This is a genomic window from Polaribacter sp. L3A8 (assembly GCF_009796785.1).
Taxonomy (GTDB): Bacteria; Bacteroidota; Bacteroidia; order Flavobacteriales; family Flavobacteriaceae; genus Polaribacter.
In genome coordinates this window covers 152,110-177,077 of the sequence record NZ_CP047026.1, presented here as the reverse complement: position 1 = coordinate 177,077, position 24,968 = coordinate 152,110, and the positions used below count along the sequence as shown (strand labels likewise).

Genomic DNA, 24,968 nt, shown 5'->3' with positions numbered 1-24,968 from the left:
AAAAACAAAAATTTTATGTTATTATATTTTCTTTCCTATAACGGTGTACATTCTACTATCTTTTGGCACACCACTATCACTATTTCCTGCCATAATAATACTTTCTCCCTTTTTGGCTGTTCTTTTAAAAACAGACATTGTTACTGTACCAACATTAACATTATCTCCAATATCTTTATAATCTTCTAACAAAAATGTAGGTCTTTTTACACGATCATCATGTAGTACATAAATTTCCATATCTGCGCCTGCAATAAATTGCAACTGATCTCTAGCCCAATATTTTGTATCTGAATTTGGAGTTCTAATATATTCTGCAAATCTTAGATAACCTGGAATAACAGTATAATTCTGATCTAAATCTGTATATGCTTTTTTACCCCAATTCATTGTAGTTCTCAACATCGCTTTTGCATCACCTGTATAACTAAAATTAGTAAATAATTCACTTCTATTTTTAATTCCTGGTACATAAGGAGGCATTTTTGGTATATGAACTGGTACTGGTTCTTCCGCAATAACTCCATCATTATACCCCTGAGGAAGTGTTGTTGTTAATCCATCAGTAATATCAATTGGTAAAGAAGTTAAGGTTATAGTTGCCGATTTTATCCCTTTTCTTGACGCAGTAATTGTTACATCGCCTGCTTTTAAAAGAGAGCGAACTGCTACTCTATTAATTCCGGCTTCTGTATCTAAATATAAATTATTGCTAGAATTTGCTTTTCCGCTATTATATCCCCCACGCCATATTGCAGGACCAGAAATAGTAAAGTCTACACGATCTGCATCTAAAGGACATCTATTTCCATTTTTATCAACAACTTCAAAATCTAATAATGCAATATCAGACCCGTCTGCAAGCCATCCTTTGGCACCTGTAATTGGTGTTAATTTAATAGCTACTGGATCTCCAATTGTCTTTTTTGTTTGCGAGACTACTAATTTATCATTTAAATATCCTTCTACTTTAATTTCACCAGATTTCCATTCTACATTAGAGAATTTATAAACATACCCATCAACTGGTTTAGAATTTGTACCTAATAAATTACCATTTACATATAATTTAACCGTTTCGCAGTTAGAAATTACATACATGTCTTTTTTAGTTCCTTCTTTATAATTCCAATGACCAATAACATGTATCTGAGCTTCTGGTCTCCACATAGATTTTACTGCATAAAAAGCTTCTTTAGGCAACCTAACTCCATCTACTTCTCCACTTGCTCTTGTAACCTCTGTAGGGTTTCTACCTCCATGAGGTCCATCAGAAAACACCCAATTTGCACCACCACTATGAAATGGTTTTTTACCCATTTTAGTCCACCAATGATGTACTTGACCAACGGCAAATTGTTCTGAGCCTATATCATAAGTATTTTTACTTAAATTTGGATTGTTCCAAAAGTTATCATCCGGAGAGTATTTATCCCAAATACGTCTTGGGGCTTCATCTCTCATATATTCACTTTCTATAAGAGGTAAACCAGCAAACTCTCTTTCCCATCCTTCTGTTCCTACTTCTATGGTAACATACTTTTCAGACTCTATTTTTGTATCTGAACGTCTGTTACCCATTAATCGTTTTCCATTAGGATCAACGGTTGCAATAATATCTAATATTTCTTTATAATGCGCTTCTGTTTCTGCCCAATTACCACCTTCCCAAATAAAAATAGATGGATGATTTCTGTAATAAACCATCATATCTTTAAATGCTTTTATTCGAATGTCCCAAACTTCTCCTTCATCTTGAGATTCTCCTGACACCCCTGGCATTAATGTTACAAAACCATATTTATCGCCAAAGGCAACTTCTGCAGGAGATCCTGCACAATGTCCCCAACGTATAAAATTACCACCTGCTTCATCCATTAAATCAAAAGTATATTCTCTTAACCAATCTGGCAATGCTGCTCCTAAACCAGCCCATGAATTTGTAGGTTTTTGTCCCCAACCATGTAATTTTGCATGCTCTCCGTTATTATAAAAACCAGAATCTTTATTAAATTCAAAACTTCTAATACCTAAAGGTGTTTCATATCTATCTACAATTTTATTACCTTCTTTTAAAAAGGTTAAAACTTTGTACATATATGGATTACGCGTATACCAACGATTAGGATTTGATACACTTGCTGTTGTAGAAAACGTAAATTTTTCTTTGGCTTTTAATATTTTATTTGCTGATGAAGTTGCCACTACTTTCCCTTCTCTATCAACTATCTGTGTTACATAAGTAACTTCTTTTTCTGTTTCATATTCATTTAAAACCTCTGCATTTGTAGTTACATCTGCATTTTTAGCTGTAATGTTATCTGCATAAACATATGTACCAACAGTTTCTAAATTATCATAAAGTGGTAGGGTAACATGTAAAGGATCCATTGTGTGTAGAAAAACATTTCTATAAATACCACCATGCGTTGGATGCCAATGCTCATGATTCCAAACTAAAGGGTCATTATCTCTAAAGTTATCGCTTTTTCTATCGTTATTCACTTTAACTGCAATAACATTTTCTTCTGTACCAAATTTTAAATATGATGAAATATCATATCCAAAAGGAATAAACCCTGTTTGATTTTTACCTAAATAGTGTCCATTAATGTACACATCTGCAATTTGACGTACACCTTCAAACTCTATATACACCTTTTTATCGGCTTCTTTTGCTGGTAATTTAAAGTGTTTTCTATACCATACAGTACCTCTCCACTGATTTTTCTCTCCTTTATGGCCACCAAGGCTTAAATCATCAAAAGTATCTATATCATTAAAGGTATGTGGTGCACTTACTGTACTCCAAGAGCTATCATCAAAATTTTTATCTTGTGCTTTTTCCGGATTTTCTTTTATAAATTTCCAATCTGGATTAAAATTGTATTTGGTTCTATTTCCTTTTTCAGTAATTGCTTCTTTAGATAGGTCTTGGTTTGTATTGGCACAAGACGTTAAAATAAAGCTGGACATTAATATTAGATAAAATGTTTTTTTGAAATGGAACATAGATGATTAATTTAACTCTTTCTGATTGAAATAATTTGTCTGTACATAAAAGTATAGCTAAAATATAGACCAACAGGAAAATTTGCGTCCTGTACTGTGCTGTACAACATGTCAAATACCACTCTTTTTTTTTTTAAGATTTTCACTTTTTATAAATAGGCTTCTCTTGCCAGAAAAATGTAATAACCAGTTGCAGAGCATCATACATTTTCTGTAACAAAAAATCAGGCTGAATAAATACTTTTGATCCGTCTAAAAAATTAGAAACACCACTATTTTCAATCAGCTTATAACCAAAGAAAATAAACAAGTTCTAAAAGACATCAATCCTACAACTTTATCTACAAAAGAGAAGTTATAGACAAAATAATTGGAGAAACCTTCGTTATCGCTATAGTTTATTTACTTTGAGACAGTTTAAACCTCCATAAATACGGTACTAGATTAAGTAAACAACGTTACAAATATTTAAATTGTAGCAAGACTTTTAATGGAGGAAAACAAATTTTAGTAGATTTTCTTTGGGTTGAATATGCTAGAGGAAAACAAACTTATATACAACTAGCAGTCAAATATGGGTGCTCAAAAAGAATAATCCAACACAAACTAAATCATTATGAAGTTAAGCAAGCAGAGATAATTCTCAAGAAGGTTTTTGTATTAATACGTACAACCTATCGAGTAATAAATTTTAGATTAATGTTATTTAAAGTCGATTATAGTAAAGAAAATCTTCTTACATATTATGTCGAAAGCTATAACTGCTGTTGAACTAACTGAATACGGAAAATTAAAAGAATGTATGCCATTAGAATCGAAATTTTTTTAGATAGTTCTTTGCAATATACTTTTATTAATCATATCTATCTATAGACCAGAGTGATAACCTCCAAACAGAGAAATTACAGACCTAAATCTTGGATAAGAACAACGTACTCTTGGGTAAGTGACTTTAATCTAAATAGAAATTTTAATGAATTTGGGTTTAGAATTAATAGACTAAAAAGTAAAGTAACAATATTCAATAACTTAATAACTAAAATGATTGAAAACGATAAATTAGAGTATCACAAAATTATTACTCATTTAGTAAGTTTAGCGCATCTAACGAATTACACTTGTTTTCATAATCAGAATATAAATTATCTTTTTGATGAAAAATTTGTTAATTATTTTTAAAAGTTGTTATTAAAAGACTCTCCCACCTACCTCTTGCCCAAGCAGTACCATTACCTTCTGGTATTAACCCATTTGTATGGGTATTAGAGGATACAGCAATGACATCTCCTTGGTTTATTTTTATATTTTTAAAGATTACTTGTTCTTTTCTATAATCGTTGTCTTTGTTTACAGCTGAATTTTGGTAAGTACCTACTAAATATTTATTTACAAAAACATGGTAAGTACATTCTCCATCAAACTCTGCCAGTGTATTTAAAGTAATATTATAAGCGCCATCTTTACCTGTAAAAATTGTTTCAGCTTTTGCAAACTTATCTCTATCTACTACTACCGATGCTTTAATTGCTAGTGCTTTTCTTACTTTATCTTTATAATAATTTACTTCGCCTGCATTAATATTAGCAAAATCTTTAATTGCTAAATATGTATACTTTTCTGTAATTTCATCGTCATTAATAGACTCTGATTCTGTTACATTAGCTCTTGCCACGTGATTTTCTATTGTTGTTTTAAAAAATAAAATTCTATCAACATTAAATCGTTTAGAACGCCCAGACATTATCAATGTATAAATTTCTCCTGCTTTAAATTTAAATATTGCTTTTGGCTGCACATGTTTTTTATCATAATTGGTACCCCATCCCCATTTTCCATTACCTCCTCTACCTACAAATAACTTGGTATTATTTTGCATCCAACTAATATCTTTAGGTCCATTAGCCCCCACAGTATAATCTCCTTCTACTCTAAACCATGCATCATTAGCCCAATCTCTTTCTTCGCCTTTTAACAATCTAGATCTTCCTCTTACCTGTAAAGCATAATCCCCTGCTTGCAAAATTTTAAATCTATAAATTAACGGTGATTCTGCGACACCAACCCCAGTAACCTCACCTCCTAAATACTCTATATAACCTGTGCCCGAATAATTATTAAAATGTGTACTTACCCCCCATTTACCTAATGGAGAAGTTGTGTTTTCTGCCTCCATCATTACAATTCCATCTTTTTCTACATATACTTTTTGCGAGAATACACTTAAGGTTGATCCTAATAAAAAAAAGAGAATTACACTATTATAAAAACCTTTTCTTTTTAGCTTGTTTTTTTCTAATATGCTCATTTTATAAAATATAAATGGTTGATAAATTTTTATTTGTTAACACCAAAGATAATTAGCAAACAATGTAATTGTGTCCTTTACTATACTGTAACAAAAGAGAGTACTATATCTCTGTTTAATTTAAAGTAATTCTTATACAAAACAGCCCAATACGTTTTAAAATAAAACGTATTGGGCTGTTAAAATTAACTCTAATAATAAATATTAGTTATATCAAATCAAATTGTCTTGGCAACCAAAGTGTTAATTCTGGGAAGTATGTAATTAATAACAATACGGCTATCATCACCAAAAATAAAGGTAACAAGGGTTTTATTACTTGCTGAATTTTTAAATCTGCAACACTACAACCTACAAAGAGCACAGAACCAACTGGTGGGGTACATAACCCAATACAAAGATTCATAATCATAATAATTCCAAAATGAATTGGATCCATTCCTAATTCTGTAACAATTGGTAGAAAAATTGGTGTAAAGATTAATACAGCAGGAGTCATATCCATAAACACACCTACAAATAATAATATTAAATTGATGATAATTAAAATTACAATTGGGTTATCACTAATTGATAATAATGTGTTACTGATTTCCTGCGGAATGTTTTCGTAACTCATTACCCAAGACATTGCAATAGATGTTGCTATTAACAACAATACAATTGCCGATGTTTTTACTGTTTCTAACAATATTGGCGAAATATCTTTAACTGTAATTTCTTTATATAAAAAACCTAAAACTAGCGTGTAAATTACAGCAATTGCAGATGCTTCTGTAGCCGTAAAAATACCAGCTACAATTCCACCAATAACTACAACTAACAACATTAAACTTGGTAAAGCAGCTATAAAACGTTTAAAAAACTCTCTAAAACTAACTAATTTATCTGTTGGATATTTCTTTATAATCGAATAAATTAAAGCAACAATCATTAATGCTAAACCAATTAATAAACCTGGTACATAACCTGCAATAAATAAGGCAGCAATAGAAACACCACCACTTGCCAAAGAATATACAATTAATACGTTACTTGGCGGAATTATTAAGCCTGTAGTTGCACTTGTAATATTTACAGCAGCACTAAAAGATTTATCATACCCATCTTTTTCCATCATTGGGTTCATAAACCCTCCAATAGCAGATGCTGCTGCCACTGCAGATCCAGAAATAGCCCCAAAAAGCATACAAGATATAATATTTACAAAAGCCAAACCTCCAGGAAGTGGCCCTACAATTGCCTTTGCAAAATTAATTAACCTAACGGCAATTCCACCTCTATTCATTATTTGACCTGCCAATATAAAAAACGGTATTGCAGACAATGTAAAACTATCTAAAGAGGTTGCCATTCTCTGCGCTAATGTAGTTACCGATGGTAAAAAAGGCATGGCACTTAATAGCGTAAACAAAGCAGCTAAACCAATTGCATATGCAATTGGAACTCTTAATGATAAGAAAATTAAAAAGCTGGTAACTAAAATTAAAACTTCAACTAAATTCATATCTTTTAAGCTTTATTTAATTTTCTTTTATTGATAAATGTATCTAAACTGTAATAACTAATTAGAATTCCAGAAATAGGAACCACTAAATAAATGAAGCCTAAAGGAATTTCTAAAGTTGCTGATGTTTGCCCAAATTGAAAACTTAATTGGCACAATCTAACCCCACCAATAACCATAACTGTAAAAGCAAAAACAAAAGTGGATAAGTAAACAATTGCGTCAAATAAATTTTGTTTTCTTTCTACCACTTTTTCAGGAATTAAATCTATTGCCAAATGCAAATGCTTACCTGTTGCATAAGCTGCACCTAACAACCCTAACCAAATTAAAGAGAAACTAGAAATTTCATCTGTAATAGTACTTGGGTTTCGTAAAATAAATCTAGAAAACACCTGCCAAACAACACTTAATAACATTAATGCTAAAATAAAAAGCACTAATTTTTCTAATATATTATCAATTTTAGCTCTCATTATTGTTGGTTTTTTATGGAAATAATTAATGATTTCATTTCTTCATTATCAGAAAACATCTCTAATATTCCTTTAGTTTGTTCTTCAAAAGGTTTTTTATCTGGATAAAAAATTTGCACACCTGCTTTTTTAACTGCTGCCAAAGACGCTGTTTCTGATGCCGCCCATAATTTTCTTTGTGCTATGGTACTTTCTGCAACGGCCTCTTTTAACCATCCTCTTTCTTGTTCGTTTAAACGACTATAAGTATCTGTACCAATTAATAATACATCGGGTACAGAGGTATGCTCATCTAAAGAATAAAACTTACAAACTTCATAATGTTTGGAGGTATAAAAACTTGGTGGATTATTTTCTGCACCATCTACAACTCCCTGTTGTAAGGCTGTATATAATTCTCCCCAAGAAATTGGTGTTGGAGACCCGCCTAAATCGTTAATCATAGCAACTGCCATGTTACTTTTTTGCACTCTAATTTTTTTACCTGTTAAATCATTAGGCGTTTTTATAGGGCTTTCTTTCATATAAAAACTTCTACTTCCTGCATCATAAAAAGTTAAACCACGTAATCTAAATTTTTCTCCTTTTAATAATAAACGTTCACCAATCTTACTATCAAAAACACTAAATGTATGCGCCTTGTTTCTAAACATATAAGGCACACTAAACACTTTGTATTCTGGAATAAAATTTTCTAAAACTGCTGCAGAAACCTTTGTAATATCTAAACTACCTATTTGCAACAATTCTAAACATTCTCTTTCTCCACCTAATTGACTACTTGGATAAATATTAACAATTAATTTACCGCCCGACTTTTCTTTTAGTTTTTCTCCTAAAATAACCATGGCTTTGTGCACCGGGTGCTGCGTATCTAAACTATGGGCTAATTTTAAAACTTTTGTTGTTTTTTCGGTCTTACATCCAACTAAAAATAAAGAAAGAGTGATGAGTAAAACGGTAAAAAAAGTATTCCTATTTATCATTATATATTGATTTATAGTATTTTTATTATCAATGGATTATTAATCTTTTTGGCAAATCCTTCTAAATAAGACTCCCAATCTGTTTGCGTTTTAAATTGATTACTCTTTTTCCAACCAAAGCCTGCGTAATAAATTACTTTTTGACCAATAACTTTTAGATTTGTAAAGAAATTACTTTCATCCTTTTTTGAGGTAAGATATACTTCTGAATTGATAAAATAAGCATCTGAAGCTACAACACCTTGCCCTAATTCTGAATCATCTAAAGGTTCCCAATAGCTTATCCAATTATTATTGGCAGATGTTTTACCATCCTTTTTATGTAAGGTTAACCCAACTGAAATGGTATCTGTACCTTTTAAAGCTACCTCATAACGAGATAAATTTTGACCATAATCTAAAGAAATGTGTTTGGTTTCTGTAATCTCTTTTCCATTTGCATCCCAATTAGCATAGGTTAAAACAAAACTTGTTCTAATAGGTCCTGTGGTAATTGTTTTATAGCTTGTAAAATTTTTAGAAAAATAATAAGACGTATCTACTTTAACTGCAATTCCGCCAACTCCTCTACTAACTCCAACATGAAAATTATCTAAACCTTCACCATGATCTTTATGGTATGCACCTTTTTCTGTTTCGGCTTTTTTGTACCATTTATTAATAATTGGATAATCAACTCGTTTTAACCAAGCATCCATTCCACTTGTTAAAGTACCTCCTTTTACACCGTCTTCAATCATTTTTTGAGCTACTGGTCCAAAAGTTCTAAAGGCAACTCTATTGTTTTCCCAGGCATAATCGTCTGTTCTTTCTGGTACAAAACGAGAATAACAAGTTTCTACCACAGCATCTTGTTTCTGGTGTGAACTTAATAAAAGATACTTTTTAGTAGAATTTGCTTCTATTTTTGGTTGAAATAATAATACATCATTTTTTCCATCAAAATTAGTATCAACTAATTGAAAAATAATTTTTTCTTCAGAATTTTCTTCAGAAATCTTATAATGTTTAACCTCAAAATTAGAAATATCTATTTCTACGGTTTCAAATTCTCTATCAATATTGAGTGGATTTTTTATTTCAATAGTTGAAAGTACTTGTGCTTTTTTATCACAATTGATAAAAAGAGATAATGCTAAAAAAAATAGGGCTACTTTTTTCATTATTCTTCGTTTGAAGGTTTACCAATAGTTGCCAAAATACCACCATCAACATATAAAATATGTCCGTTTACAAAATCACTCGCTTTAGATGACAAGAAAATTGTTGCACCAGCCAAATCATTTGGATCTCCCCATTTTTTTGCTGGTGTTCTATTTACTATAAAATCGTTAAACGGATGTCCGTCTACACGAATAGGAGCTGTTTGCGAAGTTGCAAAATACCCGGGTCCAATTCCGTTTACCTGTACATTAAAACGTGCCCATTCTGTAGCCATGTTCTTGGTTAACATTACCAAACCACCTTTTGCTGCTGCATAGGCACCAACGGTATTTCTACCCAACTCACTCATCATAGAACAAATATTAATGATTTTACCTGCTTTACGCGCTATCATTCCTTTAACAACGTGTTTAGAAACAATAAAAGGACTCACTAAATCTATATCTATTACTTGCTTAAAGTCGGCCACTTCCATATCTACTAATGGTGTTCTTTTAATAATACCAGCATTATTTACTAGAATATCAATAGCACCAACTTCTTCTTCAATCTTTTTTATACTAGCAATTACTTGTGTTTCATCGGCTACATTAAACCTGTAACCAAACGCTGTAATTCCTTCTTTTTGATATGCTGCAACCGCATTATCAATTTTTTCTTGTGATGAATTTCCATTCACAACAATCGTAGCACCAGATTTACCCAAACCCATTGCCATTGCCATTCCTAAACCATGCGTTGCCCCTGTTACTAAAGCAACTTTTCCTGTAATATCAAATAAAGTTTGTGACATTTTTTTTATCTTAAATCTGTTATTTTAGCTACATCCATATCGTTGTAATCTAAATTTTCTCCTGCCATTCCCCAAATAAATGTATAATTTGATGTTCCTGATCCTGAGTGAATTGACCAAGGTGGAGAAATTACTGCTTGGTGATTTTGCATCCAAATATGACGTGTTTCTTGTGGTTGTCCCATAAAGTGACATACCGCTTGATCTTGAGGAATATCTAAATAATAATACACTTCCATTCTTCTATCATGCACATGTGCTGGCATTGTGTTCCAAACAGAACCTGTTTTTAACTCTGTCATCCCCATTTGTAATTGACAAGTAGTTACAATACCTCCAATAATCATTTGGTTTACCGTTCTGTGATTTGCTGTTTCTAAACTTCCTAATTCTATTTTATTAGCAGCTTCTTTTGTAACATGTTTTGTTGGAAATGCAGTATGTGCTGGTGCAGAATTGATATAAAATTTTGCAGGGTTATTAGCATCATCACTAGTAAAAACAACATCTTTTGCACCTTTACCAATGTATAAAGCATCTTTATGATTCATTTTAAAAACGTCCCCATCAACAGAAATACTTCCGCTAGCTCCTGCATTTATAATTCCCATTTCTCTTCTTTCTAAGAAAAAATTAGCTTTTAAAGGATCTATAGTTTCTAATTTTAATGGTGCTGTTGGTACTGCTCCACCAGCAATATACCTATCGTAATGTGTATATGTTAGTTTTATTTTTCCTGCTTCCATTAAATCAGGAATTAAAAACTCGTCTCTTAATTCTTGAGTATCGTATTTTTTTACTGTTTGCGGACTTGAAGCGTATCTTGTTTCGAAAGTTGTTGCCATAATATTTTATTTTATAATTTTTTACCTCATAAGCTTTTAAACTTATGAGGTGTAATTTTTATTCTTTTTATAATGAACGTCTAATTCCTAATTCTAATCCTCTTAATTCTGCCAAACCACGCAAGCGACCAATACCAGAGTAACCCGGATTTGTTTTTTTCTTTAAATCGTCTAACATTTTATGACCATGATCGGGTCTAAAAGGCATTCTTACATCTTGCCTACCAGCAGCAATTCTTTTTTGCTGTTCTAAAATTAAAGCTTTCATTACAGCATACATATCTACGTCTCCGTCTAAATGATCTGCTTCATGAAAATTACCTTCTGCATCTCTTTTTGTTGCACGTAAATGAATAAAGTGTATTCTATCTCCTAAACGCTCTACCATACCTGCTAAATCGTTATCTGCTCTTACACCAAAAGAACCTGTACAAAAAGTTAACCCGTTATTTTGTGAAGGAACAGCTTCGTATAAATCTACAATATCTTGCTCTGTAGATACCACTCTAGGTAAACCTAAAATAGGAAAAGGAGGATCATCTGGATGAATGCACATTAAAACACCTGCTTGTTCTGCAGCAGGAATAATTTCTGATAAAAATGAAAATAGGTTGGCTTTTAATTCTTTTGGACCTACGTTTTTATACGTTGCCAAAATAGCATTAAACTCTTCTAAAGAATATCCTTCTTCTGCTCCAGGTAAACCTGCAATAATATTTCTAATTAAAGTTTTTTGATCTTCTGCTGATGAGTTTTTTAAAAATTCTGCTGCTTTTTGTTTCTGAGCATCAGAATATTCATTTTCCGCACCTGGTCTTTTTAACAAATACAATTCGAAAGCGGCAAAAGCGGCTGCTTCAAAACGCAATGCTGTAGAATTATCAGACACTTCATAATCTAAGTTTGTACGTGTCCAATCTAAAACGGGCATAAAATTGTAACAAACAATATCAATACCGCATTTACCTAAATTTAAAAGTGTTTCCTTATAATTATCAATATACAATTGATAATTACCAGATTTTGTTTTAATGTTTTCATGAATTGGCACAGACTCTACTACAGACCACGTTAACCCTACATTTTCTATAATATCTTTTCTTTTGGTGATTTCTTCAACCGTCCAAACTTTACCATTTTTAATATGATGTAATGCAGAAACAACACCTGTTGCTCCCGATTGTTTTATATCTGATAAAGAAACTGGGTCGTTAGGTCCATACCAACGCCAAGTTTGTTCTAAATTTTGTCTCATTTTATTACTTTTTATTAAACACCGCTATAAGCAGCAAACCCACCATCAATTGGTACTACAACACCTGTTACAAATTTTGATCCTTCACCACACAACCATAATGTAGTACCCACTAAATCTTCTGGTTCTCCATAGCGGCTCATAGGCGTTTGATCTATAATTTGTTGCCCTCTTTGTGTTAAGCTTCCATCTGCTTCTGTTAACAAGCTTCTGTTTTGATCTGTTAAGAAAAAACCAGGAGCCAATGCGTTTACACGAATACCTACTTTAGAAAAATGAACTGCCAACCATTGTGTAAAATTAGAAACGGCTGCTTTAGCCCCACTATAAGCTGGTATTTTTGTTAATGGAGTAAATGCATTCATAGAAGAAATATTTAAAACAGAACACCCTTCTCTACCAACCATATCTGTTGCAAAAACCTGAGTTGGAATTAAAGTTCCTAAAAAGTTCAAGTTAAATGTAAACTCGATTCCTTTTGGATCTAAATCGAAAAAAGTTTTAAAACCTTCTGTTTTATTTGCTAAATCTTCTAATTCTAAAAACGGATTTGAAGTAGTCCCTAAAGGATGATTACCTCCTGCTCCATTAACCAAAATATCTACTTTACCAAAAGCTTCGTTTACCACTTTTTTAGCCTCTATTAAAGAATCTTTTTCTAAAACATTGGCGGCAACACCTATTGCTTTTCCTCCTGCACTATTAATTTCTTTAGCTACTTTATCTGCAGCATCTTTTCTTAAATCTAAAACAGCAACATTATTTCCTTGCTTTGCAAGTGCCAAGGCCAATGTGCTACATAAAACTCCTCCAGCTCCAGTTAATACAATTGTTTTATTCATTATTAAACTTCTTAATTTATTAAAATTATTAATTGTGTGTTTTCGTGTGCGTACACAAATGTAACAAAAAAAAATCGTGTGCGTACACTAAATTATTATTTTTTTACCTAAATTGCCTAAAATTAAGAAGAAGACCTTATCCAGTTTTTTTACACAAAAACCAACATAAAACACTAGAGATTACCACTTTAAAAATGATTACAATAAAAGATATTGCAAAAGAAGCCAACGTTTCTGAAGGCACCGTAGATAGAGTGATACACAACAGAGGTGGTGTTTCTAAAAAAACAGAAACTAAAATTAGAAAAATACTAGATCATCATAATTTTAGTGTAAACCCTGTTGCTAGTGCTCTTGCAATGAAAAACAAACACCAAATATCAGTTCTTATTCCTGAATACAAAGAGGATGACCTTTTTTGGAAATCACCCTACCTGGGTATCTTAAAAGCGGCAGACGATGTTAAGAGTTATGGAGTACAAATTAATATTTTTACATTTAATCAATACGATCCTCTTTCTTATTTTAATACTTTTAGAACTTTATTAGCCACAAACCCAACAGCGGTTATAATGGTTCCTAATTTTTCTAAAGAAACGCATACAATTGTTACTCAATTAGAAACGTTAAACATTCCTTACTTATTTTTAAATATTGATATTAAAGGTTTTAACAACATCGCTTATGTTGGTCAAGATTCTTATACTGCAGGTTATATTGCTGGTAAATTAATGCATTTTAATACTCCAAAATCTTCAGAGTTTTTAATTATTCAATCTAGATATAATATTACCAAAAATAATGCTGTTTCTAATAGAATTAAAGGTTTTAATAACTATTTTTTAAAAAATAAAATTAATTCTAAAACTCAAACTTTAAAAATTGAAAATTTAAATAATACTTTAGAAACAAAAGAAATAATAAACAACTACTTAAAAATTCATACAGAAATTAAAGGAATTTTTGTACCATCGAGTAGAATTTATATTGTGGTTGAATGTTTAGAAAATAGCCATTTAAAAAACATAGATTTAATTGGTTTTGACAATACACCACAAAACACCGAGTGCTTATTAAACGACCATGTGTCTTTCTTAATCTCTCAAAAACCGTTTGATCAAGGTTATGAAGCTATCAGATTATTTTCTGATTATTTAATTTATAATAAAATACCAAATGCTAAAATTCATCTTCCAATAGATATTCTTATTAAAGAAAATGTAAAATATAATATGCAAAATGATTTTATTCATGAAAGTGATTTACAAAAAACTTCATAAAAAGCATATTATTCATATTTAACCTTTTATTTTAAAATTACAAGTCTAATTTATGAATATTAAACATCTATTATTTGTTTTCTCTTTTACGATAAATTGCTTTTTTAGTTATTCTCAATCAGAAGAAATTCAATTTAACCACATATCTACTTCAGATGGGCTCTCGCAAAGTTCTGTGATTGCAATTCATCAAGATAAACTGGGACAAATGTGGTTTGGCACAAGAGATGGTTTAAATAAATATGATGGTAATACTTTTACTATTTATAGAAATATTCCTGGAGACAAAAACTCTATAAGTAACAACGATGTATCATCAATAGTAGAAGATAAAGATGGCTTTATTTGGATTGGTACTTATAATGGTTTAAATAAGTACGACCCCAAAAAAAACACTTTTACCAACTACTTACACAACAACAAAACAAACTCTTTAAGTAACAATACTATTTGGGATATTAAAGAAATGTCTAACGGAGAAATCTGGATAGCAACCTCTAACGGACTATCTATCTACAATAAAAAAACAGACTATTTTGTAAATCTCTATCATAACAATACAAATAACCAAAGTTTAGCAAGTAATTTTGTTTCATCAATATTAGAAACTAAAGAAAACACCATTTACATTGGTACAAATAAAGGATTGAGTACAGTAACTAATAGAATAAAAGAGACTTTTAATTTTAAAAATTACACAGATATTCACATTCAACAATTAATAGAAAATGTAGATAAAACCATTTTAATTGCCACCAAAAATAAAGGAGTTTTATTTTTTAATCCTATTAAAAAAGATGTAAAAAACTTTTTATCAGAGAGTAATCAAAAAAAAGTATTTAATGATGTTAGACAACTTATTTTTGATCGCAAAAATCAACTTTGGATAGGTACTTATAACGGTTTATACGTTCTTGATAAAAACAAAAAAATACAAACCTTAAAAAACAATACAAACAACTCTAAAAGCTTAAGTAAAAATAGTATTAAATCTATACTAAAAGACAAAAAAGGATCTATTTGGGTGGGCACCTATTACGGAGGTGTAAATATTTGGGATGAAGAAAACAGTAATTTTATTAATTTTTCTGAGAACAATAACTTAAAAAAAATTAACTACAATGTTATTAGTTCTATTGAAACCTATAATAATTTATTATTTTTTGGAACCGAAGGAAGAGGAGTAAATATTTTTAATACAAAAACAAATAATTTAAAATATTTAGACCAAAACAACAATTCTATTTTACCTAATAAAAACATAAAATCTCTTTTTGTTGATAAAAACTTACTATGGATTGGTACCTTTAGTAATGGCATTGCCATTTACGATTTAAACAAAAAAAGTATAAAAAATGATGAAAGCACAAAAGTAATTAGAGATTTATTACAAGATAAAAATGTGTATTCCATAAAAAAAGATTCAGAAAACACGCTTTGGTTTGGTGTATTTGGTTTTGGTGTTGTTAAGTATAACACAAAATTAAAAAGCTATAAAATATTTAAAAACATTTTTTCTGATGATGGTTCTTTAACAAATAATTTAGTAAGATCTTTAACCGTAGACTCTAAAAATAACGTTTGGGTTTGCACGCAAAGAGGGTTAAATAAAATTACAAATAACCATAAAATTCAAAGATATTTTTATGATAATAATACGCAATCTGGCGATGACATTTCTACTGTTTTTGAAGATAAAAATAAAACAATTTGGGTAGGCACAAAGGCAAAAGGCTTGTTTAAACTAGATGATACTATTTTTAAAAAGATTGCCATTCATGGTAAAAAAAATAATATTTCTAATGTTCATAGTATTTTAGAAGACGAAGAAAAAAATCTTTGGATTAGTACTAACGAAGGAATAATTAAATACAATATAGACACAAAAAAATCAACAACATACAATCAAAAAGACGGATTAATAAGTAATGAATTTAATGACAACTCAAGCCTAAAAATTAAACCTTCGCAATTCTATTTTGGCGGACCAAATGGGGCAACTTCTTTTAACACAGATAACCTTAAAACAAATACCTATATTCCACAAGTTTTAATAACAGATTTTAAAATAAAAAATAAATCTGTAAAAGTTAAAGATGCTTCTAACATTTTAAAAAACACAATTGGTTATACAGAGCATATTTCATTATCTTATGAAGAAGGAAACTTTTCTATTTACTTTTCAATTCCTAACTTTATAAATGCAAAAAATAACACCTATCAATATCGCTTAAAAGGATTAGAAAAAGAGTGGATATTTACCTCAGATAATTCAGCATCTTATACACTACAAAATCCTGGAAATTATATTTTTGAAGTAAAAGGGGCCAACAATGATGGCTTTTGGAACACAAAACCCACCATACTAAATATAAATGTTAGTCCTGCACCTTGGAGAAGTTGGTGGGCTTTTTTGTTATATGGATGCATTATTGCCACGGCACTTTATTTTTTAATTCAAATACAAAAATCTAAAACACAATTAAAATATAAATTAGATTTAGAACTTTTAGAAAACACAAAAATTGAAGAGAATAATAGAGCTAAACTAGAATTCTTTACAAATATTTCTCATGAGTTTAGAACTCCCCTAACCCTAATACTAGGTCCTTTACAACAAATACTAACAAATTACAAAGGCAGCAGTAAAATGTATAAAAAGTTATTGGTTGTAGAAAATAGTGCAAACCATTTACTACAATTAATTAACCGATTAATGGATTTTAGAAAGCTCGAAAAAAATCTATTTAAATTAGAAGCCGCAGAAGGTAATATTGTTAAATTCTTAAAAGAAATCTTTTTATCATTCTCTGAATACGCTAAAAACGGAAATTACGATTTTAATTTTCACACCACAGATGACAACATATTAGTTTATTATGATCGTTATAAATTAGAACGTGTTTTTTATAACTTAATTTCTAACGCCTTTAGATACACCCCACAAAATGGATCAATACAGATACATGTAAAAAAAGAAAACAATACCGTTATTATATCTGTAGAAGATACAGGTGTTGGAATATCCGAAGAAAATAAACAAAAAATATTTGATCGTTTTTTTGAAGTTACCGCAAACAATAACCCCGAAAAAGATTACAATAAAGGAACTGGAATTGGTTTATCTATTGCAAAAAATATTGTAACTCTTCATAAAGGAAACCTAGAGGTTAAAAATAATAAAAATGATAAAGGTTCTATTTTTAGTGTAATTATACCCTTAGGAAAACATCATTTAAATGAAGATGAAATTATACAAAACTTTAAATTTAGCGATGATGTTTCTCAATACATTACACAACTAAATGAACCCGTTGTTATTTTAGAAGATAATTTATCTGATAAAATAACCGACCCAAACAAAGACACTATTCTACTCGTAGAAGATAACAAGCCTTTGCGTAAATTTATGAAAGATTTGCTAAAAGAAAATTACAATATTTTAGAAGCAGAAAATGGAGAAATTGCATTAAATTGTGCTATAAAAAATGTACCAAATCTTATTGTAAGTGATGTAATAATGCCTGTAATGGTAGGTACAGAACTTTGTTCTGAAATTAAAAGTAACATAAAAACAAGCCATATTCCTATTATTCTTCTAACCTCTAGGTCTTCCTTAATTTATAAATTAGAAGGTTTAGAAAGTGGTGCAGATTCTTACATCAGTAAACCTTTTAATGTTGATGAATTTAAAATAAAAATTAAAAATTTATTAAATACAACTAATCGACTAAAAGAAAAATTTTCTAGTAGTGAGGCACTATTTCAAAATGAACTTGTAATTTCTTCTTTAGACGAAAAATTATATAAAAAAGCCTTAGAAATTGTAGAAGCTAATATTTCTAATGAAGAATTTGATATTCCTTATTTTTGTTCGGAATTAGGTGTTAGTAGAACGATGCTTTTTATAAAAATTAAAGCATGGACCAACTTTACTCCAAATGATTTTATTCAACATTTTAGAATGAAACGTGCCACACAATTACTAGAACAGGGTAAAATTAATGTTTCTGAAATTAGTTGTAAAGTTGGCTTTAAAAATCCTAAATATTTTAGCAAATGCTTTGTTAAAAAATTTGGAGAAACCCCTACTCAATATTCAAATAAATTTTCTAACTACTAGTTAGCAATATATTTTTACCTTAATATGCCTTTATATATAAAGGTTTGTACGTTTTTACTACCTATTCTGTATTTCTATTTCCAGAGTTTAAATTAATTTTATAAAAAAGGAAATAATCTTTTAAATAAAGAACTATTCATATACATAGTACTCTTTTTATAAGTGCAATTCTCTTTAATTTTAATACTGTAAACCACTATGGTTTACTATTTTTTTAATCAATTAATATCTAATTTTATGTCTAAAAAAAATTCAATTAAAAAGCTTTCGCTTTTCTTCTTACTTTTTGTGCCATTGGTAATAATGTCTCAACAAAAAGTAACGGGTACAGTAACAGATAAGGTCACAGGAGGCACTATTCCAGAAGTAACAATTCAAGTAAAAGGAACAACAATTGGTACTGTCACAGATTTTGATGGATTTTATACTATTACAACAAAAAAAGCTAATGATATATTAATTTTCAGCTATTTAGGTTATGAAAAACAAGAAGTAATGGTTAAAGGTAAAACAACTATTAATATTGGTTTAGTAGAAAATTCAAGTGCATTAGATGAAATTGTTGTTGTAGGTTATGGTTCTCGTAAAAAAAGCGACATAACAGGGGCTGTTTCTTCTGTAAAATCAGAAGAATTAAATGCTTTTCCTGTCTTAAATGCAGCACAAGCTTTACAAGGTAGAGCTGCAGGTGTGGTTGTACAATCTAACAATGGTGGTGAGCCTGGAGCGCCAATCAATATAAAAATTAGAGGAAACACTTCTATTAACGCAAGTAGTTCTCCTCTAATTGTTGTAGATGGTTTTGTAGGTGCAACAATGCCACAACCAAACGACATTGAGTCTATGGAAGTTTTAAAAGACGCCTCTGCAACTGCCATCTATGGTTCTAGAGGTTCTAATGGGGTTGTTATGGTAACTACCAAAAAAGGTAGAACGGGTAAAATATCTGTAGAATTTAATACTAATTACTCTGTACAAAACACCGCAAATGAGTTAGATTTATTAAATGCAACTGAATTTGGAGCTTATCAAACAGCAATAAACCCAGGGTACACAAAAGGAACTGCTAATACAAATTGGCAAGATTTATTATATAGAGCAGGTACTACACAAAACCATCAATTCTCTTTTTCTGGTGGAAGTGAAAACATTAACTTTTATGCTTCTGCTACTTATTTTAAACAAGAAGGTGTTATTATAAACTCTCAATTTGAAAAAGTATCTTTCTTATCAAATATTGATGCACAAGTAACTGATAAATTAAAATTAGGGTTAAATCTTTTTGGCAGTAGAGGCGATAAAAACGGAGTGCCTACACAATCTACAGGTGAAACTGCTAATGGTGGTGGAGATGATGTTGTGTCTTTAAGCTTTCGTTTTTCTCCAGATTTAGGTATCTTAGATGCAAACGGCCAAAATACTGTTAATTCTATAGGTGATAACGTAGATAACCCATACGCAATTGCAACGGAAGGTATTAATGAAACAAAAACAGATAATTTTAGAGCCAACATGTATGCTAATTATGATGTTTTAGAAAACCTTGCTTTTAAAACTACTTTTGGTTTAAGTACTGCCAATGGTACAGAAGGTGTTTTTAGACCCTCTACATTAATTACTACTGCTGGTGGTAGTACAGGTGGTAGAGCTACAATTACAAACTATAAAAGAACCACCGTATTAAGTGAAAATTACTTAACTTATAATACAGAAATAGGTAAAGGTAACTTAACTTTATTAGCAGGTTATTCTTATCAAAAAACATCTACAGATCGTTTTTCTGCAGGAGCAGAAGGGTTTACTTCTGATTCTTTCTCTTATTATAATTTAGGGTCTGGAGCAACACAATTAATTCCAACATCATCTTTATCAGAATCAGAAATTCAATCTCAATTTGGTAGGGTAAACTACGATTATAATGATAAATATTTAATAACAGCTACTGTAAGAAGAGATGGAGCTTCTAATTTTGCTGCTAATGAAAAATATGCAATTTTCCCTTCTGGTGCTTTAGGTTGGAAAGTATCTAATGAAAACTTCTTAAAAAACAGTGAAACTATTTCTAATTTAAAGTTAAGAGCAAGTTACGGTGTTACTGGTAATCAATCTATTGCTCCTTATCAATCATTATCTAGTTTTGGTTCTGTATATACTCCTATTAATGGATCAACAGTAATTAATGTTACCCCAAACCAAGTTGCTAATCCTAATTTAAAATGGGAATCTTCTTACCAAACAAATGTTGGTTTAGATTTAAGTATGTACAATAGTAAAGTTTCTCTTTCCTTAGATTATTATAATATAAATACTAAAGATCTTATTATACAAGATTCTAGTCAACCACAATATTTAGGTTTTCTAACTCCAGCTAGTTTAAGAAATGTTGGTGAGGTAAATAACAAAGGTTTTGAAATTACTTTAAATACAAGAAATATAAGTAACGACAATTTTACTTGGACAACAGACTTTAACTGGTCTACCAATAAAAATAAATTTGTTACATTATTAAATGGTCAAGATATATTTCAAGATGCCTCTCCTGGTTATTTTAACATACCACGTACACATGTTTTAAGAGAAGATGAAGCTGTGGGTGTTTTTTGGGGGTATGAATACCAAGGAGTTTACCAAGGAGGTACTTTACCTGCAGGAACTGCAATTTTAGCAGGAGCAACAACAGGAGATCAATTATTTACAGATGTTGATGGTAGTGGTGAAATAACGACTGCAGATCAAAAAATAATAGGAGACCCTAACCCAGATTGGACCATGGGTATTACAAATAATTTTACCTATAAAAACTTTGATTTAAATATCTTTTTTCAAGGTTCTCACGGTGGAGAAATTATGAATCTAACGAATGTACAGTTAGCTAATGGAGATTCTAATACAACTAGAGATTTATTTAATAATGCTTGGACACCAACAAACACAGATACAAATGTACCTTCTGCTAAACTTAGAGGAAAACAAATTTCATCTCGTTTTGTAGAAGACGGTAGCTATATTAGATTAAAAAATATAGCATTGGGTTATAATTTACCATCAAGTGTAACAGAAAAATTAGGGATGGATAATGTAAGGTTAGCTATTAGTGGGCAAAATTTATTGACTTTTACTAATTACTCAGGGTTAGACCCAGAGGTAAGCTACTTTGGTGCTGGAGGAGGAAATAGTTCTGATAGTAATACTTTTAATGGCTTTGACTTTGGTAATTATCCAACAGTACAATCTGTTAACTTTAGTCTTAATATAAAATTTTAATCCATAATTTAAAAACGTATAAATATGAAAACATATAAATATATATTCTTATTATTGATGAGTTTATCAATAATTGGATGTTCTAATTTAGAAGAAGAACCTATAGGCTTATTAGCTCCAGATGGTTTTTTTAATACTCCAAAAGACATACAAACAGCTGTAAATGCTGCTTATGGACATATGACCCATGAAAAATTTTGGGGAAGAAAAATGTCTTTACCTTTAATGTTGCGAAGCGATATGGTAGCTATTGGAGACCTAACAACATCATCTAGAAGAGTTGAACATGATGAATTTACTGTTGCTGCCGACAATGGTATGGTTGAAGGCTATTGGCTTAGAGTTTATCAAATTATTGCAGCTTCTAATCAAGCAATTGCAGGTGCAGAAGATGTAAATGTAGATGAAAACGTAAAAAACCCAGTTACAGCACAAGCTTATTTTACAAGAGCTTTTGCCTACTTTCATTTAGTAAGACAATTTGGGGATATACCTTATATAGACAAACCCGTAACAGACTTAACAACCACCAGTTCTCTTAGTAAAACAGCTGCTGCTGATGTATATAAAAACATTATTGCAGATTTACAATTTGCAAAAAAATGGTTACCAAATACGCAAGCTGGTAGATCTTTACCTGCAAAATCTGCAGCTCATTCTTATTTAGCCTTGGTGTATTTAACAATAGGAGATTATGATAATGCTTATAAAGAAGCTAAAGGTGTTATAGATAATGAAGGTATTTATAATTTAGGTTTAGAAGCAGACTTTCAAGATTTATTTAACTCTTCTAAAGTAGACGCTTCTAAGGAGCCAATATTTGTTTTAGATTTTATTGGTGCTAGTGACGGAGATGACGGTAGAGATTACCAAGCAGCTTTAACAGGTCTTAGAGATGACGAACAATACCCTAATGTATCTGGTGGTGGTTGGTCTGTAGCCGTACCTACTCTTGCTGTTTACAATACTTGGGATGATAGAGATTACAGAAAAGCTGTAAGTTTTGATAATACTGCCGTTTTTAATGGTGCCGTAAAACCATATACTGTTTTTAAAGAAAACGGAGGAAGTGGTAGAGGTGTTAACAGACCGCATATTGCAAAATATACTCGTTTTAACGGAACCTCTGCAACAGGTAACGGTAGAGCTTCTAACAATAATTATATAATGATGAGATATGCAGAAGTATTATTAATTGCTGCCGAAGCATTAAATGAAATTTCTCCTGGTTCTGCAGAAGCACATGGTTACGTAAATAGAGTTAGAGCAAGAGCCAGAAACGGTGCTGCTTTTCCAGCAGATGTTTCTGGTTTAAACCAAGATGATTTTAGAACCATGGTGTTAGAAGAACGTAAATGGGAACTTGCTTTCGAGTTTAAAAGATGGTACGACATTACTAGAAGAAAAATGGCAAACCCAGAAAATGGTGATGTATTTGGTACAAGCGGGTTAGAGTACAGACCTAACTTTGATGTTAATAGAGATTATTTATATCCATTACCAGCAGATGAGTTAGCAAGAAATACAAACCTAATGCCAAACAATTCTGGATACTAAAATATTAGTTGGTTGATTATTTGAATTGAGATTATTTTGGGTTTGCATCTTTTTTAAGTTGCAAACCCAATTTTGGTTTTATTTTAAAAATTCAACATATTATTTTTGCTTTATTTTATTGTTCGATACAAAGTCAATATCCAATTAATGGTAGAATGTAATCAAACCATAAAGTTCAAACAATTAAAATTTAGAAGTAACCTATATTTCGGATTCTTTAAAATATAAAAAAACTTCTAAAACATCCGTTTAAACAACTATTAATAAAAGAGCTGTATCATTTTACACCCTTTTTCGTATTTCTATTTATTATATTTAAAATACATTTAAACCGAATAACTCACATCTTTTACATTTTAAATTTTATGATAAAAAAAACCCATATTAAATTCTTTTTTATAATATTAAGTTTTCTTGTTTCTTGTAAAACTGAGAAAAAAGAACGCTATAATTCTCAAAAAAAATTAGAAAATAGATATACTAAACTTCTACTTTACAAAGTAGACTCTTTAGCCTTTCCAAGAAGCTATAACCCAAAAGAAAAAAAAATAAAAAAAGTACCTTCTAAAGATTGGACTAGCGGTTTTTTTGCAGGAAATATCTGGCAGATTTATCAGATTACAGGAAACCCAAAAGACAAAGAATTAGCACAAAAATGGACTGCTTTTATAGAAAAAGAAAAGTACAATGATAAAACTCACGACATGGGTTTTAAAGTTTATAATAGCTTTGGACAAGCATTAAAACATAATAACAATCAAAAATATAAAGATATTATTGTTAAAAGTGCACAAACACTTAGCTCTAGATTTAATAAAACTGTTGGAAGTATTCGTTCTTGGGATTTTAATAAAGATAAATGGAATTTTCCTGTTATTATAGATAACATGATGAATTTAGAATTACTGTTTGAAGCTTCTAAGATTTCTAATGACAGTACTTTTTATAAAATTGCAGTAACACATGCAAATACCACATTAAAAAATCACTTTAGAGAAGACAATAGTTGTTTTCATGTATTAGACTACAATCCAGAAAATGGAGCTATTAGAATGAAAGTAACACATCAAGGTTATAGCAACAACTCTTCTTGGGCTCGTGGTCAGGGGTGGGCCATTTATGGTTTTACAATGGCGTATAGATACACAAAAGATAAAAAATATTTAGAGCAAGCAAAAGCAACAGCTAATTTTTTCTTAAACCATAAAAATTTACCTGAAGATGGTATTCCGTATTGGGATTTTGATGCTCCTAATATTCCTAATGAACCAAGAGATGTTTCTGCTGGGGCAGTTGTAGCCTCCGCATTGGTAGAACTTTATGAATATACAAAAAACGAAACATACCTTAATTACAGTAAAAAATTCATGAATAATGTACAAACAGAAAAATACATTTTACCTGAAACTCTAGACATACCTTTTATTTTAGATCACAGTTCTGGAGATTGGTCTAAAAGATCAGAAATGGATGCGCCAATTGTATATGGCGATTATTATTTTCTAGAAACTAAGTTAAGGCTAAAATCACTCAAATAATAAATGACAAAACAGGACAGT

At 30.5% G+C, this 24,968-nt stretch carries 15 protein-coding genes and 1 pseudogene; 6 read left to right on the top strand and 10 right to left on the bottom strand.

Features of this window, described 5'->3' with window-relative positions; genetic code table 11:
- Window positions 1-21 precede the first annotated feature (21 nt).
- Window positions 22-2,976, bottom strand: coding sequence for a glycoside hydrolase family 2 protein (locus GQR92_RS00635; protein ID WP_158837310.1), 2,955 nt, complete (start codon window positions 2,974-2,976; stop codon window positions 22-24).
- 787 nt (window positions 2,977-3,763) lie between these two features.
- Here GQR92_RS00635 and GQR92_RS17750 point away from each other — a divergent pair.
- Window positions 3,764-4,098 (top strand): annotated as a pseudogene (locus tag GQR92_RS17750) (IS1595 family transposase); the annotation flags it as partial.
- Window positions 4,099-4,177: 79 nt separating this feature from the next.
- Here GQR92_RS17750 and GQR92_RS00630 read toward each other — a convergent pair.
- The 9 genes from GQR92_RS00630 to GQR92_RS00590 form a co-directional block, all read right to left on the bottom strand.
- Window positions 4,178-5,317 (bottom strand): hypothetical protein, encoded by a 1,140-nt coding sequence (locus GQR92_RS00630; protein ID WP_158837309.1) that lies wholly within the window; start codon window positions 5,315-5,317, stop codon window positions 4,178-4,180.
- 208 nt (window positions 5,318-5,525) lie between these two features.
- A complete protein-coding gene (locus GQR92_RS00625) occupies window positions 5,526-6,824 on the bottom strand; it encodes a TRAP transporter large permease (RefSeq protein WP_158837308.1) in 1,299 nt (432 codons plus the stop codon).
- 5 nt (window positions 6,825-6,829) lie between these two features.
- Window positions 6,830-7,300: a TRAP transporter small permease gene (locus tag GQR92_RS00620; protein ID WP_233269921.1), complete on the bottom strand. Its 471-nt coding sequence runs from the start codon at window positions 7,298-7,300 to the stop codon at window positions 6,830-6,832.
- Window positions 7,300-8,286: a TRAP transporter substrate-binding protein gene (locus tag GQR92_RS00615; protein WP_158837307.1), complete on the bottom strand. Its 987-nt coding sequence runs from the start codon at window positions 8,284-8,286 to the stop codon at window positions 7,300-7,302. Before GQR92_RS00615 ends, GQR92_RS00620 begins: the two co-directional genes overlap by 1 nt.
- A gap of 11 nt (window positions 8,287-8,297) precedes the next feature.
- Window positions 8,298-9,449, bottom strand: a complete 1,152-nt coding sequence (locus GQR92_RS00610; RefSeq protein ID WP_158837306.1) for a DUF4861 family protein — start codon at window positions 9,447-9,449, stop codon at window positions 8,298-8,300.
- Window positions 9,449-10,243 (bottom strand): gluconate 5-dehydrogenase, encoded by a 795-nt coding sequence (locus tag GQR92_RS00605; RefSeq protein WP_158837305.1) that lies wholly within the window; start codon window positions 10,241-10,243, stop codon window positions 9,449-9,451. Before GQR92_RS00605 ends, GQR92_RS00610 begins: the two co-directional genes overlap by 1 nt.
- A gap of 5 nt (window positions 10,244-10,248) precedes the next feature.
- Complete coding sequence (kduI, locus tag GQR92_RS00600) at window positions 10,249-11,088, bottom strand: 5-dehydro-4-deoxy-D-glucuronate isomerase (protein WP_105048280.1); 840 nt, start codon at window positions 11,086-11,088, stop codon at window positions 10,249-10,251.
- 67 nt (window positions 11,089-11,155) lie between these two features.
- Window positions 11,156-12,343 carry a mannonate dehydratase gene (gene uxuA, locus GQR92_RS00595; RefSeq protein ID WP_158837304.1) on the bottom strand — a complete coding sequence of 396 codons (1,188 nt, stop codon included), beginning with the start codon at window positions 12,341-12,343 and terminating at the stop codon, window positions 11,156-11,158.
- 14 nt (window positions 12,344-12,357) lie between these two features.
- The gene (locus GQR92_RS00590) at window positions 12,358-13,185 is read right to left on the bottom strand and encodes an SDR family oxidoreductase (RefSeq protein ID WP_158837303.1); all 828 of its coding nucleotides are present in this window, start codon (window positions 13,183-13,185) and stop codon (window positions 12,358-12,360) included.
- Window positions 13,186-13,379: 194 nt separating this feature from the next.
- On the opposite strand from GQR92_RS00590, the gene GQR92_RS00585 reads away from it, so the two are divergent.
- The 5 genes from GQR92_RS00585 (at window position 13,380) to GQR92_RS00565 (ending at window position 24,947) form a co-directional block, all read left to right on the top strand.
- A complete protein-coding gene (locus GQR92_RS00585; protein WP_158837302.1) occupies window positions 13,380-14,465 on the top strand; it encodes a substrate-binding domain-containing protein in 1,086 nt (361 codons plus the stop codon).
- A gap of 52 nt (window positions 14,466-14,517) precedes the next feature.
- Window positions 14,518-18,588, top strand: coding sequence for a hybrid sensor histidine kinase/response regulator (locus tag GQR92_RS00580; RefSeq protein ID WP_158837301.1), 4,071 nt, complete (start codon window positions 14,518-14,520; stop codon window positions 18,586-18,588).
- A 237-nt stretch (window positions 18,589-18,825) separates the two neighbouring features.
- Complete coding sequence (locus tag GQR92_RS00575; RefSeq protein WP_158837300.1) at window positions 18,826-21,852, top strand: SusC/RagA family TonB-linked outer membrane protein; 3,027 nt, start codon at window positions 18,826-18,828, stop codon at window positions 21,850-21,852.
- A 24-nt stretch (window positions 21,853-21,876) separates the two neighbouring features.
- Window positions 21,877-23,409 carry a RagB/SusD family nutrient uptake outer membrane protein gene (locus GQR92_RS00570; protein WP_158837299.1) on the top strand — a complete coding sequence of 511 codons (1,533 nt, stop codon included), beginning with the start codon at window positions 21,877-21,879 and terminating at the stop codon, window positions 23,407-23,409.
- A 365-nt stretch (window positions 23,410-23,774) separates the two neighbouring features.
- Window positions 23,775-24,947, top strand: a complete 1,173-nt coding sequence (locus tag GQR92_RS00565) for a glycoside hydrolase family 88 protein (protein WP_158837298.1) — start codon at window positions 23,775-23,777, stop codon at window positions 24,945-24,947.
- Window positions 24,948-24,968: the final 21 nt, after the last annotated feature.

Excerpts from the sequence above, each read along its gene's own strand:
- GQR92_RS00605 (WP_158837305.1), bottom strand. The coding sequence starts at position 10,243 with ATGTCACAAACTTTATTTGATATTACAGGAAAAGTTGCTTTAGTAACA.
- GQR92_RS00565 (WP_158837298.1), top strand. The coding sequence starts at position 23,775 with ATGATAAAAAAAACCCATATTAAATTCTTTTTTATAATATTAAGTTTT.
- GQR92_RS00630 (WP_158837309.1), bottom strand. The coding sequence starts at position 5,317 with ATGAGCATATTAGAAAAAAACAAGCTAAAAAGAAAAGGTTTTTATAAT.
- GQR92_RS00610 (WP_158837306.1), bottom strand. The coding sequence starts at position 9,449 with ATGAAAAAAGTAGCCCTATTTTTTTTAGCATTATCTCTTTTTATCAAT.
- kduI (WP_105048280.1), bottom strand. The coding sequence starts at position 11,088 with ATGGCAACAACTTTCGAAACAAGATACGCTTCAAGTCCGCAAACAGTA.
- GQR92_RS00625 (WP_158837308.1), bottom strand. The coding sequence starts at position 6,824 with ATGAATTTAGTTGAAGTTTTAATTTTAGTTACCAGCTTTTTAATTTTC.
- GQR92_RS00615 (WP_158837307.1), bottom strand. The coding sequence starts at position 8,286 with ATGATAAATAGGAATACTTTTTTTACCGTTTTACTCATCACTCTTTCT.
- GQR92_RS00585 (WP_158837302.1), top strand. The coding sequence starts at position 13,380 with ATGATTACAATAAAAGATATTGCAAAAGAAGCCAACGTTTCTGAAGGC.
- GQR92_RS00590 (WP_158837303.1), bottom strand. The coding sequence starts at position 13,185 with ATGAATAAAACAATTGTATTAACTGGAGCTGGAGGAGTTTTATGTAGC.
- GQR92_RS00575 (WP_158837300.1), top strand. The coding sequence starts at position 18,826 with ATGTCTAAAAAAAATTCAATTAAAAAGCTTTCGCTTTTCTTCTTACTT.
- GQR92_RS00580 (WP_158837301.1), top strand. The coding sequence starts at position 14,518 with ATGAATATTAAACATCTATTATTTGTTTTCTCTTTTACGATAAATTGC.
- GQR92_RS00635 (WP_158837310.1), bottom strand. The coding sequence starts at position 2,976 with ATGTCCAGCTTTATTTTAACGTCTTGTGCCAATACAAACCAAGACCTA.
- GQR92_RS00620 (WP_233269921.1), bottom strand. The coding sequence starts at position 7,300 with ATGAGAGCTAAAATTGATAATATATTAGAAAAATTAGTGCTTTTTATT.
- uxuA (WP_158837304.1), bottom strand. The coding sequence starts at position 12,343 with ATGAGACAAAATTTAGAACAAACTTGGCGTTGGTATGGACCTAACGAC.
- GQR92_RS00570 (WP_158837299.1), top strand. The coding sequence starts at position 21,877 with ATGAAAACATATAAATATATATTCTTATTATTGATGAGTTTATCAATA.